Here is a 13,921-nt window from a genome sequence, read left to right on the forward strand (position 1 = left end):
AGAAATTTACCGGAGTGGCAGAACGCCTTGGAATGAACGCTTACCTTGTATTAGCTTCCAGCCGCTCCAAACTTCCTCGACATGATCAGTCATCCGCTAGCCCCTGCTGCACTGTCCATCCCGCTTCCCGGCGCATTTTACTGAGGACAGGCGCTAGCTCCCGAAACATTTCCACGGGGGTCAAGGTAGAGAAAGCGCCAAACGGCTCCTGCCCTTGTTGAGCGTGCCCCATAAAGGCATTAACCAGTTCGCCACGAACCCCTTCAGCACGCAAAGCACTGCGAAGATAGTGCCGACTTGCGTTGACTGGCAGCGTAAAGAGCGGTACGTGGCGCCGCAGATTCTCTGGAGAAAGCTGAACCATCTGCCAGCTGTCACTGATAAAAAACATCAGCGGCACGTCTGGCTGAGGCTCACTCAACACTGCTTCGAGGTGCTCGTAAAGAGACGCACGTTGATAAAACCGGGCCTGTAGCACTTCCAAGTGGCTCGCATACTGGCGTATTTGATCACGCAACTCCGGCAACAGCCAAACCACCCGTGCCTGACTCATCGCTTCGTCGTCCTTGTCGGAAATGGCCAGAAAACCGGACGCAAAGTCGATTTCCCGCCAGCGAAAAACCAAGTCATTGACAGCACGGTAGCCCGTCGCGAACAGTATCCAGAAAGCGATATAAGCCACGTAGTGATTATGCGTTTGTCGCCAACTCTCCTCCCCAGGCTGAAGACGCCTAGCTGCCCGCAGTTCGCCTTTCAAGTGTTTGACCAGGCGTGTCAGCAATATCGGTTTGAGGTTCAGCTTACTGCCATGGTCACCCTTGTTTTGAACGACTTGTTTGAAGGCGTAGTAATGCTTCTCTTCCACGCTAAGGTACTGATAGATGCTGTTACGCAGCGAAACAGCAGCAGCATGATAGAGTGTCTCAAGATAGCCAGCCGGCACGCTGTAATAATGTGCGGCCACATCAGCGACGGTGAAACGGTGCCCGGTCAACAGGTAAGCATCAACCCAATCGCTGGAGTGGCCGACGATCTCATCGAATAGCGCTTGACTGATCCGACGGGGTGTCAGCCGCATACGGTGGGTGCGGTTGATCTTTGAAACCGCCACCCGCATTGCCTCCTCAATGCCGCCATGACGCCATTCGGGAAACAATTCGCGATATTTTGTCCGACTTTTCCGCACCAAGCTGAGACGCGAGATAAACTTCCCCATCCGCACGGGACTGGCGACCACTACCACCTCATCCACCAATGCAGGCGTGCTCCCACCGGCTGTAAAGAGCAGTTTCTTTGCGTCGTCCTGGAGACTGTTACGCCACTCCGGCGACGGAATGAGGAGCACAAAGGCGTGCTCTTCAATCAAAAAAGCGAGTACGTCCTTGCGGTGTTTCGGTAGCTCATGTCGATGGTTATAGACCCGCATCCCCAGAATCTGCTCGACGGGACGTCCAAGCCAGATCATCAACAGCAGCAGTAGACCGGCATAGACATCTTCGTCATCACGCTTTTCAAAGCGGCCTCGGCCCGTAAATAGCTCGAAAGCTGCTTTCGCTGCCAGCGATAGCTCGACCCGACTTAAGCTGGCGTAGCGAAAAGGAAGCCTCTGGTTGGACTGGCTGATATGTTGGATACGGCTGCTCTGGCGCCGGATCAAGTCCCTTAGATCAAACCCTAATGTCGGTGATGCTTTACTTTCCGTGAAGGAAACAGCACGCAGTGTCTGGGATTCTTTGGGGTGCAAACCGGCGGCACGCTGACGGCCCTGCGCCTGCTCGTCACCGGCCGATTCCAACAGTTGCATCGACTTTTCTGGCCCCTCATTTTCCTCGTCATCCGAATCCGACACATCAACGCGCCGCTCGATCGTTCGGGCCGGGTGGCCACCCCCACCTCCACCGTCTCTCGTCTTTCCCTTATGGTCGAGTACTTTTCGAACGAGCAGCTCGATACCCGACAGCGGCTCGAGGATCTCGTCGCTCTTTAGCAAATATTGTTGACGGTAGCTTTTGAGCGTGGCGTCCATCTCAATCTCTACCAACAGCCCGAGAGACTTCTTGCCATTGCCAATCGTCCGGATATCACGACAAGCAGCGGTGATTTCGGAACCAATATGCGCTTGGTGCCGCTTTCGCTGAACGGCTGAGCACGCCATAACTACACCGGTATGCTGCCAATACGCATCATTGCCATAGCACTCAGCATCGGGGGTAAGAATCAGCATCGCCCATTCAGGGTGGTCATTGATAATGCCGCGCTGCTTCCCCGACTGATCTAACCACGTCTCTGGGCAGCTTTCGCGATCAAATCCCTTCAGCACGGCGATAATCTGGGTAATGACAGGAAGGTAATGAAAGAGGCCTTTCTCCTCCTTTTTCTCGGTCGCATCATCAAGATCCTCCCGAATTTTTTGGCTTCTTTGAACTGCTTGTAAAGCACGGTTCAAGTTTTCCATAACTAGGAGAAGGTGGGTTAGATCATCCGGCGCTTTCAGCAGCGCAAGCAGCTTTTCTATTCTGGAAAGCTCCACGCTACTCAAAGTTGCCAATTTCTCCAAATCTGCTTGCATCACCATGTCACTGGGACTCCATGATCCGCTGGAGTTCTGATTTTCGCTTCCTTGAATGCGTGATGCGGCGCTCTTCTAGTCCCATTAATGCCTTTAGATTGCGTGTGGACAGACTCTTAGGCACCTTGATGCCGTGCGTCTTACGCAGCGTAATGGAGAGCTCTTTTAACTGTCGATAGACGCGCTCTTTCGCATCCACAGCCTCAGGACAGTGCATCAGGCTATGGCTAATAAGCTCAAACAACGCTCCTCTGACCAGATCAGATTCGTGAGCATCTGTGATGCCTACCGAGATGGAAGCCTCTGGATCCAGCAAGGCACTAACGGCATGAAACGCGCGAAATCCACTGACCACTTCGTAATGCCTCGATACCTTTTGCACAGAAACGGGATGGTAGGCAAGTAAGGTATCGGCTAATTCAGCATCCAGCCATGACGACACGGGCAATTGATTGGCAATGTTAATGTTGACTCGCTCGATCTCAGCGAGCGCTCCGGAAGGGGGTTTGATCTTCGATATTACCAACTTTGTCACACCATGCCTCAGTGTTGTCAGTCCAATGCATTACTATTATATCAAAATAGATCGCCGTAAATTTTTATGGTGACGAGTGTGGTCTGTCAGCCGAGTGCTGACGATAAGCTAGACTACAAATAAGCGTCTCTAACCTGTTAAACCGTAGACCCCTATAGCTTTACTGGGCACGAGGTAGGTATCCGTACAGATCAAGAACTCGTCACTATTGAGCTGAGACTATCAGAGCTTGAACAAGAAAAGGCTGCTCTCCTTTCTCGAAAGCAAGAGCTGTATCGCTCTGCAAACCGACATGATTTACCGCTACTCACCCCTGGCCAGAAAGTTGAAGTATACCGAAAACTCTTTCGAGGCAGGCAGGATGTTTATGCGGTTCGCTGGCAGAGTTCCGGCGGTCGTTCCGGCTATGCTGTCGCTTGTGCGAACGAGTGGATGCCGGTCATCTGTCAGAAACCAAGGATCAAGTGCGGAGAATGTCGACACAAAAATTTCAAGCCCCTCGATTTTGATGCAGTTTATGACCACCTGTCTGGCAAACATGTGACCGGCCTTTACCCTTTACTGCCGGATAGCTCTTGTTACTTGCTGGCGGCGGATTTTGATAAGGGGGACTGGAAAGCGAATGTTCGTGCACTAGCCCAGGCCTGTCGTGGTGAAGGCGTACCCTATCTTATGGAGGTTTCTCGGTCCGGTGCGGGTGCCCATCTATGGGTTTTCTTTTCAGAAGCTGTTCAAGCTTCGTCAGCGAGGAGGTTGGGATTCAAATTGTTGGATAAGGCCATGGAGCTTCATCCAGGCTTATCCTTCGACTCCTATGACCGGCTATTTCCCAACCAAGACACCATGCCTGATGGTGGGTTTGGCAATCTGATTGCCCTGCCGCTTCAACACGAGGCGCGAAGTCGCGGATGCACCGTCTTCGTCGACGACAACTTTGCGCCATACCCGGATCAATGGGCACTGCTCAGTCAGCAACAGACACTTGCATCAGCTCAACTTGAAGAGCTGATCGGCAATGAGGCTAATTCCGGTGTGACTGTAGATACTGTGTTGCCGTGGGAGTCAACGTTACCGGTTGATACAGGGAAGCTTTCTGGATGTCCTGAAAGCATCACGCTCATCCTGACCAGTCACATTTATATAAAGTTATCAGGCATTCCAGGAACATTGGCGACACGAATAAAGCGAATGGCCAGCTTTGCTAATCCTGTATTTTTCAAAACACAGTCGCTTCGTTTCTCGACGCATGGCATCCCTCGCTACATATCATGCGCCCATATTGAGCAAGGTTATCTTTCTATTCCCAGAGGCTGCTTGGATGAGCTTCAAGATCTGCTGCTGAAACAGGGAATCACGGTGGACATTGATGACCGTAGAATATCAGGCCAGTTTTTACCTGGAGTCAGCCTAAAAGCAACGCTGCGTAGCGACCAGGACAAGGCGGTGCAGGCACTTATCCAACACGATACCGGAATACTTCATGCACCGACCGCTTTCGGTAAAACCGTAACGGCTATTGGCGTGATAACCAGGCGGCAAGTCAACACACTGATCCTCACGCACAGTCGTCAGCTACTTGATCAATGGAAGGAGCGACTCGACACCTTCCTTGAGGGTGCGCTCATCGGTGTAATTGGCGGCGGTAAAAAGAAACCTACTGGGCAGGTCGACGTTGCCACTTACCAAAGCTTGATCAATAAGAAAGACAATACAGTCTCGAAGCAGGTCAAGGAGTACGGGCAAGTCATCATCGATGAATGCCATCATATCTCAGCGCCACGTTACGAGATGTTGCTTAATGAGGTCAGCGCTCGATACGTCATTGGTTTGACAGCAACGCCTGATCGTCAGGATGGCCACCAAAAAATCATGTTGATGGTTGCAGGGCCCATTCGTCACAAAGCCCAGGCGCACCACAGTAACCGATTTATCCAACACGTCATTGTTCGAGAGCATCACGAAACGCCACCCACCCACATCTGCCAGCCTAGTGTGCGGCCCCATATCGCATCGGTTTACCATTGGCTTGCCCAGAGCAGCGCCCGAAATGAGGCCATTGTTCAGGATGTTGCAAGCTGTGCGCACAACCAAGCAAATTGCCTTGTGCTGACGGAACGACGAGAACATGCCGAGACCTTGGCGACACTGCTGGATGCTGAATCCATATCGTCAGTTATCTTACGTGGTGGGATGCGCGTCAAAGAGCGCCAGTTGGCAGAAAAAGAGTTGCATAGGGTTCAAGTCATCGTTGCAACTGGGAAATACATTGGAGAAGGCTTTGACTTGCCTCGACTGGACACCCTGTTTTTAGCTCTGCCCATCGCATGGAAAGGAACGCTGTCACAGTATGCAGGCAGACTCCATCGAGACACCGAAGGCAAACTAGAAGTCACTGTCTATGATTACTTGGATACTGGCCTGCCTATGCTTGAGCGAATGTTCCGAAAGCGTGAGAAAGGCTATAAGGCTATGGGGTATAAGTTTATCGCTTCCGGGCAAACCAGATTGCTTTAGCCTTTGAGAGGCAGTCAGTCGTTAAAAGCTCATCAAGTGAACTGAGGCCAAGAATTTCTTCACTTGTCTAGCTGAACCCAGTTTATCTGGTCACTCTCAGGCGGCTACTTCCTTCTCGTCTTCAATCTCCAGTTCGAGATGGAAGTTAGCTGGCCCCGTCAGGTTGACCAAAGCATCGAGACTGAACTTATTAATCTGGCCGTTCAGCAAGTCGTTGAGGCGGGGTTGGGTGATTCCCAGCCGATGTGCAGCCTCTTTCTGAGTAATATCCCACTCCCTTACACGGCCAGCAATCCTCGCCATGAGCTCGGAGCGCAGCCGCATGTTCAGCGCCTCTTCAGGAGTGTCCTCGATGGCGTCCCACACACTGTCGTAATACTCGATGGCCATTTTCTAACCTCGCTTGGTGGTTGGGCTCAGGGCAGCTCCTTGTATCGCTGCTTGCCCAAGTCGATGTCTTTTTTGGCGGTCTGCTGGGTTTTCTTCTGGAAGCAGTGGAGCACAAATACCGCGTCGCCCCGGTTGGCCACGTAGAAGACCCGAAAGGCGCCGTTGTGTTCCCGAATGCGGATTTCCATGACACCAGGGCCAACGCTTGGCATTGGGCGGAAATCGTCCGGCTGGCCTCCAGCCTGAATCTTGTCTATCTGAAACCCCGCTTCTCGCTTGGCGTCCAGAGAGAAGTCGCGCAGCCGATCCTTCGAGTCTCCAACGAATGCAACAGGTTTCTTGCGCGCCACGCTGGCTCCTTAACTGCCATAAATTTATATCAGTTCAGATATAATAAACTCATCAATCGAATGCTTCAAGCTGCTTCCACTGTAGCCGTATCACCAATAAGATGCCGTTGACTATTCGCACTTGGGTTGGCGGTCTCAATGACCAAATGCAATATCTGACCCTCCGGTATGGTTTTGCCACGACTCATTGCTATTGCGACCTCTCTACTGAAGACCGAGCCGCCATCATGCAGATGCGGGTTCACTACTAAATCCGAACCATCGCCCGACAATTGGAACATCCGCCCAGCGCCATCTCACGGGAACTGGCATACCAAACAATCCGTTCTGACAAAACCTATGATGCCAGTCTCGCCGGTTTCAGAGTCCGGCTAACCCGCTGCCGACCTCAGCAGCAGCCTAACGGTCATTTATGCTGTAAATTTTACATTTTATTTTGTGACACTCTTTAGCGTGCTAGATTGACCTTAAATTACCTAGACAGCATTTCAAAAACCGACGGAAACCCTTATATAGCAGGCTATTTAGACAAATTAACAACAAATAAAGCAGCGCTAAGAAAATCAAATCAATCCAGCTCATAACCCGAAGGTCATCGGTTCAAATCCGGTCTTGGCGCGGGTACCCGGGCCAGCAGACTTACTGGAAATAGAGGCGACTATCTCGCCATAGTGCACCCTAGCAACCTGGGCAACTGCTGCTACCATGGGGATGGTGGCTTGGCCGCCACACGTAACCATATTGATATTCGGGGCGTCCAGATGCTCATCCATATTGATCGACGGAATCACATAGGGACCAATGGCTGCCGGAGTCAGGTCGATGACGTTGATGCCGCGATCTTGTAGCATCTCGTTGTGACGCTTATGGGCGCCAGCAGAAGTGGCGTCAAAGACGATTTTGATGTCGTCAACATTCTCCATAGCCAGCAGACCATCAATTCCCTCGGCAGTCGTAGGGACGCCGAAGCGCTGGGCGCGCGCCAAACCGTCCGAGGCCGGATCAATTCCCACCATGGCTCCCATTTCAAGATACTGGCCGTGCCGCAGAATTTTAATCATCAGATCGGTGCCGATATTGCCGGAGCCAATGATGGCCACTTTGACTTTTTTGCTCATGATCTTTTCTCTCATTGTGGCTTGGCGAAAGCAGCGGTCACACCACCCAGGCCTTGTATTTCGGCGTGAAAGATATCGCCTGCAGCTGCGGGCACCATGGGGCCGAGAGCACCGGTAAGCAGGATGTCACCAGCGCGCAACGGCTCCCCAAAGCGGGCCATGGTATCGGCCAGCCATACGGCGGCATTCAAGGGATTGTCGAGACAGGCAGCACCCGCACCCACTGACACTGGCTCACCGCGCAAGGTCATCTTCATACCGCAACGCACTAAGTCGAGGGCTTCCAGCGTCACTGGACGGCTGCCGAGTACAAAACAGCCCGATGAGGCGTTGTCGGCGATGGTGTCCTCAAGGCGGATATCCCAGTTAGCAATGCGACTCCCCACCACTTCAATGGCAGGTAAAACGAAGGCGGTAGCCCGAATCAGATCCGCTAAGGTATGGCGCTCGTGATCCAAGTCATGCGCCAGCACCAGAGCGATCTCCGCTTCCACTTTGGGCTGAAGCACGGCATCCACTGCGATAGGCTGACCGTCCCCCACCGCCATATCGGCGAAAAGCACTCCGAAATCAGGCTGATTCACCCCTAACTGCTGCTGAACGGAGCGGGAAGTAAGCCCTACCTTGAAGCCCACTTGGCGACGCCCCTGCTTCCGGGCTAGGCGAGTGTTGTGCTGCTGGACGGTATAGGCTAAGGCCACCGGGTCAGCGGCGTTCTCCTCCACCTGGGCACGGGCAATCAGCTCACGCACCGGCTTACAGGGTTGTCCCGTCGCCTGGGCTTGGCTGAGGCACTCTGCGGCCTCGATCAGGGCAGTATGCATAGCAATCTCCTCGCTCACGGGTTAACGCAGATGGTGGTCAGTTCGGAATAAAAATCGAGGGAATGGCGGCCACCCTCGCGGCCAAGGCCAGAAAGCCGCGCTCCTCCGAAGGGCGTGCGCAAGTCGCGCAGGAACCAGGTATTGATCCACACCATGCCCACATGGAACTGACGGGAAACTCGGTGGGCACGGCCCAGATCCTGGGTCCAGAGGGCTGTTGCCAGGCCATAAACGGTATTGTTAACCCGCTCGATCACCTCATCCTCACGGTCGAAGGGGGCGATATGGCAGACAGGGCCAAAGACCTCCTCCTGGACACAACGAGCATCGTCTGACAGGCCGGTCCAGATAGTTGGTCGTACATAAGCCCCCTGATCGCGAGCATCGCCAAACGTTGGCACTTCGCCGCCAGTCACCACTGTGGCGCCCTCTTCCCGAGCTAATTCAAAGTAGCTGAGTACCTTCTCGCGATGCTGGCGAGAGATCATTGAACCCATATCAACACCGGGCTCGTCCGGATAGCCGATTTTGAGCCCTTCGGCTTTCTCCTTGAGAGCGGCCACGAAACGCTCAAAAATAGGACGCTCTACATAGACTCGCTCGGAGCAGAGGCACACCTGACCGGCATTGGTGAAACTGGAGCGGGCCACGCCAGCCACCGCCGCCTCAAAGTCGCAGTCAGCGAAGACCACGGCGGCATTCTTGCCGCCCAATTCGAAGGAAACGTCACGAACACCCTCGGCGGCCACCTTCATGATTTCACTGCCGGTGCGAGATTCACCGGTAAAGGTGATAGCGTCTACGTCGGGATGTTTGGTCAAAAACTCACCGGCAGAGCCTGGACCGAAGCCGTGGACCAGGTTGAATACGCCTTCAGGCAGCCCCGCGTCATGAATCACTTCGGCCAACAGAGTAGCTGTGGAGGGAGACTCTTCAGAGGGCTTAACCACTACCGAGTTACCGCAAGCCAGTGCGGGTGCCACCTTCCAGGTGAGCAACAGCATTGGTAGGTTCCAGGGGGAGATAATCGCAACCACACCGTGGGGTTTACGCACCGAGTAGCTGAAAACATCGCTGCCGTCGGGAGCACGCATCTCGAAGTAGTCGCCGCCAGACTGGCGGATAAGCTCAGCAAAGGTACGGAAGTTGTGCACACCACGCGCGATATCCAGACGACGGGCCTGCTCTACCGGACGACCGGTGTCGGCCACTTCAGCGGCCACAAATTCATCAAAACGGCTCTCGATACCCGCGGCGATGCGCATCAGCACATCGGCTCGTTCACTGGCACTGGTGCGGCCCCAAGGGCCGGTTTGGGCGGCTTTGGCGGCACTAACGGCGCGCCCCACTAAGGCTTCGTCGGCTTCACAGACCTGACTCAGCAAACGGCCATCAATGGGTGAGATATTGGGGAAAGTCTGTTCGGTGGCAAGAAATTCACCGCCGACATAATTGAGAAGCTGGGGAGCTGTGGTCGACACGGTTGTCTCCGAAACGTTGTTTTAATTCATTTCGGAAAGAGTGTAGGCAGAGCAGATATCATTTCATAATCAATAAAAACCCATTAGATATTTAAAAAAGGAATACCTGGCATTACCAGCGCCCAGCCCCCATCAAACCGCTAATCCAAAAGGGCATCTGGTTATATAAGCGTTGTAAACTCATAGCCATAGAACTCTGAGCGCAGAAATTCACTGAAGTCACGCTTCCTTGAGGCACTCACGAAACAGTTTTGCAGCAGGGCCTAACTCTCGACCAGAAGCGGAAAAGCAACCGATATCGCCAAAAGCCAGCGACTTTCCAAGCTTAAAAACCTTGAGTAGCCCCGCCTCTGCGAAAGGCGAAGCCGCCTCGTAAGGCATCAACGCAACGGTTTCTTGATCTTGCATCAAGGTTAAATTCGTCAGAATGGATAAAGACTCCACCACATTGCTGGGAACAGACAAACCCTCTTCAGCAAAAAGCTTATCGGCAGTACGTCTTAGTAATGACTCTCGAGTAGGCAGAACCCATGGAAAAGAATGTAACTTCTCAAGGGTCAGCGATTGGCTTTCGTGTAGGGGATGTTTCGAGCCAGCGACTATGCATAACTCTTCACTGTAGAGAGTGTCCACCGTAAGGCTATTAGCCTCATCTCGCCAACGCCAATCATCAGGGACACGTCCAACCACTAAGTCAACGTCGCCCACTTCCACTGCCGGAAACAGTTGATCCATCTGGCCGACACGCAAAGATACCATGACGTTGGGTGCTCTTTGCTTAAGCAACTGAATTGCTTTTGGAAGTAAGGAAACTGAAGCCGAAATCAACGTGCCGACGACGACATGACCGCTAGTTCCCTCCTGAAAAGCATTCACTTCGTCTGTCAGACTACGCAGCTCTGCCATCAGCAGCTTTGCACGTTTCAAAACAAGCTCACCTAGCTCAGTGGGAACTACCCCTCGGTTTCCCCTGACGAGAAGCGGGCTGTCAAAATACACTTCTAAATCATGTATCACTTTGCTAACGGCTGGCTGTGTCAGATTGAGCACCTGGGAAGCTCGTAGCATTGAGCCGCTTAAAACGACCTGCTCAAAGACCATTAGCTGATGAAATTTTAACTTACGCGTAATAGAGGAATCTGTGTATTTCATAGCTTTATGGCATACCGAGTGGTTGGTAATCTTGAGACAAGTAAACCTCCAGGGAACATGGTCATGCCGTGCAAAACAACGCTGCCAGCGTTAGAGCCAGTCACATTTCCATGGAGCAACCACTCGAAAAGTGGATAACCGTAAGTACACCCTACTAATGGTATGAGTATCAATAATTTCTCAAGTATTGTTGGAAAAGCTCATGCTGCAACACTCCAACATAGAAAAGCCGCTACTAAAAAGTAGCGGCTTCATACTGCCAGCATGGCACTAACGTTTCAGAAGCTGAATACCGTAATAGCCGGGGCTCGCATCATCTCTGCCATTGGTCCTGACGCCGCAACACCAACGCCATCAAGTAAATCTTCTTGGGAGTCATCGGTGTTAGGCATGCCGACAATGAAGCGCACCCAAACGACTGATAATTTAACTACCCTGCCGAATACATTAGCGATCAGCATTCAATAGCATTGACGGCCAGTCCACCTTTGGATGTTTCCTTATATTTATCAAGCATATCCCTCCCCGTGTCGCGCATAGTGCGAATGACCTTATCCAACGATATAAAGTGAGTACCATCACCGTGCAATGCCATTTGCGCTGCATTAATGGCTTTTACGGTGGCAATAGCGTTGCGCTCGATACACGGCACCTGAACCAGCCCTCCCACCGGGTCGCAGGTTAATCCTAAATTGTGTTCCAGGCCGATTTCGGCCGCATGCTCTACTTGCTCGGGCGTTCCTCCCATCACATCCGCTAAGCCAGCTGCCGCCATGGCGCACGCCGAGCCCACTTCCCCCTGGCAGCCCACCTCTGCCCCTGATATCGACGCGTTCTTCTTACAGAGAATGCCAATGGCACCTGCCGCTAGCAGAAAATCCACGACGTTTTTCTCGCAGGCGTTGGGCTGAAATTTCATATAGTAGTGCAGAACGGCGGGAATAATGCCTGCAGCGCCGTTAGTGGGCGCCGTTACCATGCGCCCTCCTGCGGCATTCTCTTCATTAACCGCGAGGGCAAAAATATTGACCCACTCCATTGCTGAAAATGTCGATGCGATTAGGCAATCATTCTGCTCAGCGGCTAAAAGCCGCTGATGCAATAGCTTAGCTCTGCGCTTCACGTTTAACCCACCCGGCAATATCCCTTCATGGGCTAACCCGTTGTCAATGCATTCACACATGACTTGCCAGATTCGCCATAGCTCATTTCTGACCTCGTCTTCCGTCCGCCATACTTTCTCATTCTCTAGCATTAAGCGGCTAATACTCAGCTGCTCTTTTTTACATAATGCTAGCAGTTCTTCAGCTGTATCGAAGTTGTAGGGAATAGTTGCCCCATCAAAGTCCTCTAACGGCATATCCACCTGGGCTTGTTCAACAACAAAACCGCCCCCTACCGAGTAGTAGATATTTTCATGCAGCAACTCACCTTGATGTGTAAAGGCAGCAAGCCGCATGGCATTAGGATGATGAGGCAAACTCTCTTCATGGAAATAAATATCGCGATTCCAATCAAAAGCAATTTTTTTTTGGCGTCCAAGTTCTAATAACTGACTCTCTTTAAGCGACGCAATAGATGGCCCAATAATCAAAGGATCAATCGTGTCGGGGCGCTCACCCATTAGCCCCATAATAATCGCGTGATCCGTTGCGTGCCCTATACCCGTCGCTGACAGTGAGCCATAAAGATGAACGTCTAGACGGGCCACTTCATCAAGAAGGTCGGCTTCGCGTAGTGATGTAACATACTTAAAAGCGGCCTGCATGGGCCCTACGGTATGGGAACTGGAGGGGCCTACTCCAATCTTAAAAAGGTCGAAAACACTGATAGGCATTGGAGCACCTCTTGACGTATAAACAGGGGAAACTCAGGCGGCGCCTGAAAGTTTTAATAAGTTATTGATGTGATGAAAAATAAAACGAAACTATCTTTTATGGATAAGTTTTTATTTTTATAAACCGAAATTCTTAAGCACGCATTAGCATGCTTATACATAACTAAGGGCTACCTAGCGAACTAAAAAACGCTTGGTGCTGACAGTAGCCCCGTTATAAAAGCGCGCTATAACTGTGTGTATTTATCGTTAATAGCTATAAGCAAAAAACCTTAGTTACCAAACACCACTGTACGCCCAGAATAAAAGAACACACGACGTTCCAAGTGATAGCTAATCGCTCTAGCCAGCGTCAGGCACTCGATATCCCTTCCCTTGGCAACCAGATCCTCTGGGTAGTGGGTGTGATCCACTGGCTCGACCCCTTGAGCAATAATTGGCCCTTCATCAAGGTCATTATTAATATAATGTGCCGTTGCCCCCACTAGCTTGACGCCTTTTTCGTACGCCTGATGATAAGGCTTAGCGCCTTTAAAACCGGGCAGTAGCGAGTGATGAATATTGATAGCGCGCCCGGCTAATAGTTCACACATTGAGGGGGAGAGTACCTGCATATACCTTGCCAGCACCACCAGCTCAGCGTCAGTATCCGCGATGATTTCGCGTATCTGCGCTTCCTGCTGCAATTTCGTCTCGGGCGTGATCGGCAGGTAGTGATAGGGCAAATCGTGCCATGCTGCCAACGGCTCCAGATCAGGATGGTTGGAAATCACCGCTTTGATATCCAGCGGAAGCTGGCCCGTCCGATAACGGTAGAGCAGATCATTCAAGCAGTGATCGGCCTTGGAGACCATAATCACGGCGCCTGTGCGTTTGCCCGGCGCCGTCAGCTCAAACTGCATATCGAATTCGCCTGCCCGCGCTGTAAAATCGGCGTGGAAGCGCTCTTCATGGAAGTCGTCTCGCTCTGGACGAAACTCGGCACGAATGAAAAAGCGTCCGCCAAGCCGGTCATCGAAAGAGTTAAGCTCAGTGATATAGCACTGCTGCTCTTTTAAAAAGCGCGTGACGACGTCCACCGTTCCCAAACGGCTTGGGCATTGGGCGGCAAGTATCCAGGTATCACTCATTCGGCTCATAATGCATGTATC

Annotated in this window: 11 protein-coding genes; 1 reads left to right on the forward strand and 10 read right to left on the reverse strand. The window is 52.1% G+C overall.

Annotation, left to right across the window (positions count from 1 at the left end):
- Window positions 1–85: 85 nt before the first annotated feature.
- Complete coding sequence (locus INT21_RS16455; protein WP_193085488.1) at window positions 86–2,575, reverse strand: hypothetical protein; 2,490 nt, start codon at window positions 2,573–2,575, stop codon at window positions 86–88.
- A gap of 1 nt (window position 2,576) precedes the next feature.
- Window positions 2,577–3,104, reverse strand: a complete 528-nt coding sequence (locus tag INT21_RS16460) for a hypothetical protein (protein ID WP_193061696.1) — start codon at window positions 3,102–3,104, stop codon at window positions 2,577–2,579.
- Window positions 3,105–3,317: 213 nt separating this feature from the next.
- Here INT21_RS16460 and INT21_RS16465 point away from each other — a divergent pair, with 213 nt between their 5' ends.
- A complete protein-coding gene (locus INT21_RS16465) occupies window positions 3,318–5,618 on the forward strand; it encodes a TOTE conflict system archaeo-eukaryotic primase domain-containing protein (protein ID WP_442311560.1) in 2,301 nt (766 codons plus the stop codon).
- Window positions 5,619–5,714: 96 nt separating this feature from the next.
- Here INT21_RS16465 and INT21_RS16470 read toward each other — a convergent pair whose 3' ends face one another.
- The 8 genes from INT21_RS16470 to purU all read right to left on the reverse strand — a co-directional run bounded on the left by INT21_RS16470 (window position 5,715) and on the right by purU (window position 13,909).
- Window positions 5,715–6,008 carry a helix-turn-helix domain-containing protein gene (locus tag INT21_RS16470; protein WP_039860777.1) on the reverse strand — a complete coding sequence of 98 codons (294 nt, stop codon included), beginning with the start codon at window positions 6,006–6,008 and terminating at the stop codon, window positions 5,715–5,717.
- Window positions 6,009–6,034: 26 nt separating this feature from the next.
- Window positions 6,035–6,358, reverse strand: coding sequence for a type II toxin-antitoxin system RelE/ParE family toxin (locus tag INT21_RS16475; protein WP_035565904.1), 324 nt, complete (start codon window positions 6,356–6,358; stop codon window positions 6,035–6,037).
- Window positions 6,359–6,936: 578 nt separating this feature from the next.
- On the reverse strand, window positions 6,937–7,476 hold the full coding sequence (locus INT21_RS16480) for a Gfo/Idh/MocA family oxidoreductase (protein ID WP_442311229.1): 540 nt from the start codon (window positions 7,474–7,476) through the stop codon (window positions 6,937–6,939).
- A gap of 11 nt (window positions 7,477–7,487) precedes the next feature.
- Window positions 7,488–8,300, reverse strand: a complete 813-nt coding sequence (locus INT21_RS16485) for a 2-keto-4-pentenoate hydratase (protein WP_226912910.1) — start codon at window positions 8,298–8,300, stop codon at window positions 7,488–7,490.
- 14 nt (window positions 8,301–8,314) lie between these two features.
- The gene (locus INT21_RS16490; RefSeq protein WP_193061698.1) at window positions 8,315–9,781 is read right to left on the reverse strand and encodes a 2-hydroxymuconic semialdehyde dehydrogenase; all 1,467 of its coding nucleotides are present in this window, start codon (window positions 9,779–9,781) and stop codon (window positions 8,315–8,317) included.
- Window positions 9,782–10,000: 219 nt separating this feature from the next.
- Window positions 10,001–10,933, reverse strand: a complete 933-nt coding sequence (locus tag INT21_RS16495; RefSeq protein WP_193061699.1) for a LysR family transcriptional regulator — start codon at window positions 10,931–10,933, stop codon at window positions 10,001–10,003.
- Between the two features lie 454 nt (window positions 10,934–11,387).
- Entirely contained in the window at window positions 11,388–12,770 is a 1,383-nt protein-coding gene (locus tag INT21_RS16500; RefSeq protein WP_193061700.1) for an L-serine ammonia-lyase, read from the reverse strand.
- A gap of 272 nt (window positions 12,771–13,042) precedes the next feature.
- Complete coding sequence (gene purU, locus INT21_RS16505) at window positions 13,043–13,909, reverse strand: formyltetrahydrofolate deformylase (RefSeq protein ID WP_089039309.1); 867 nt, start codon at window positions 13,907–13,909, stop codon at window positions 13,043–13,045.
- Window positions 13,910–13,921: the final 12 nt, after the last annotated feature.

Origin of the sequence: Halomonas sp. 3F2F, assembly GCF_014897805.1 — a bacterium.
Classification (GTDB): domain Bacteria; phylum Pseudomonadota; class Gammaproteobacteria; order Pseudomonadales; family Halomonadaceae; genus Vreelandella.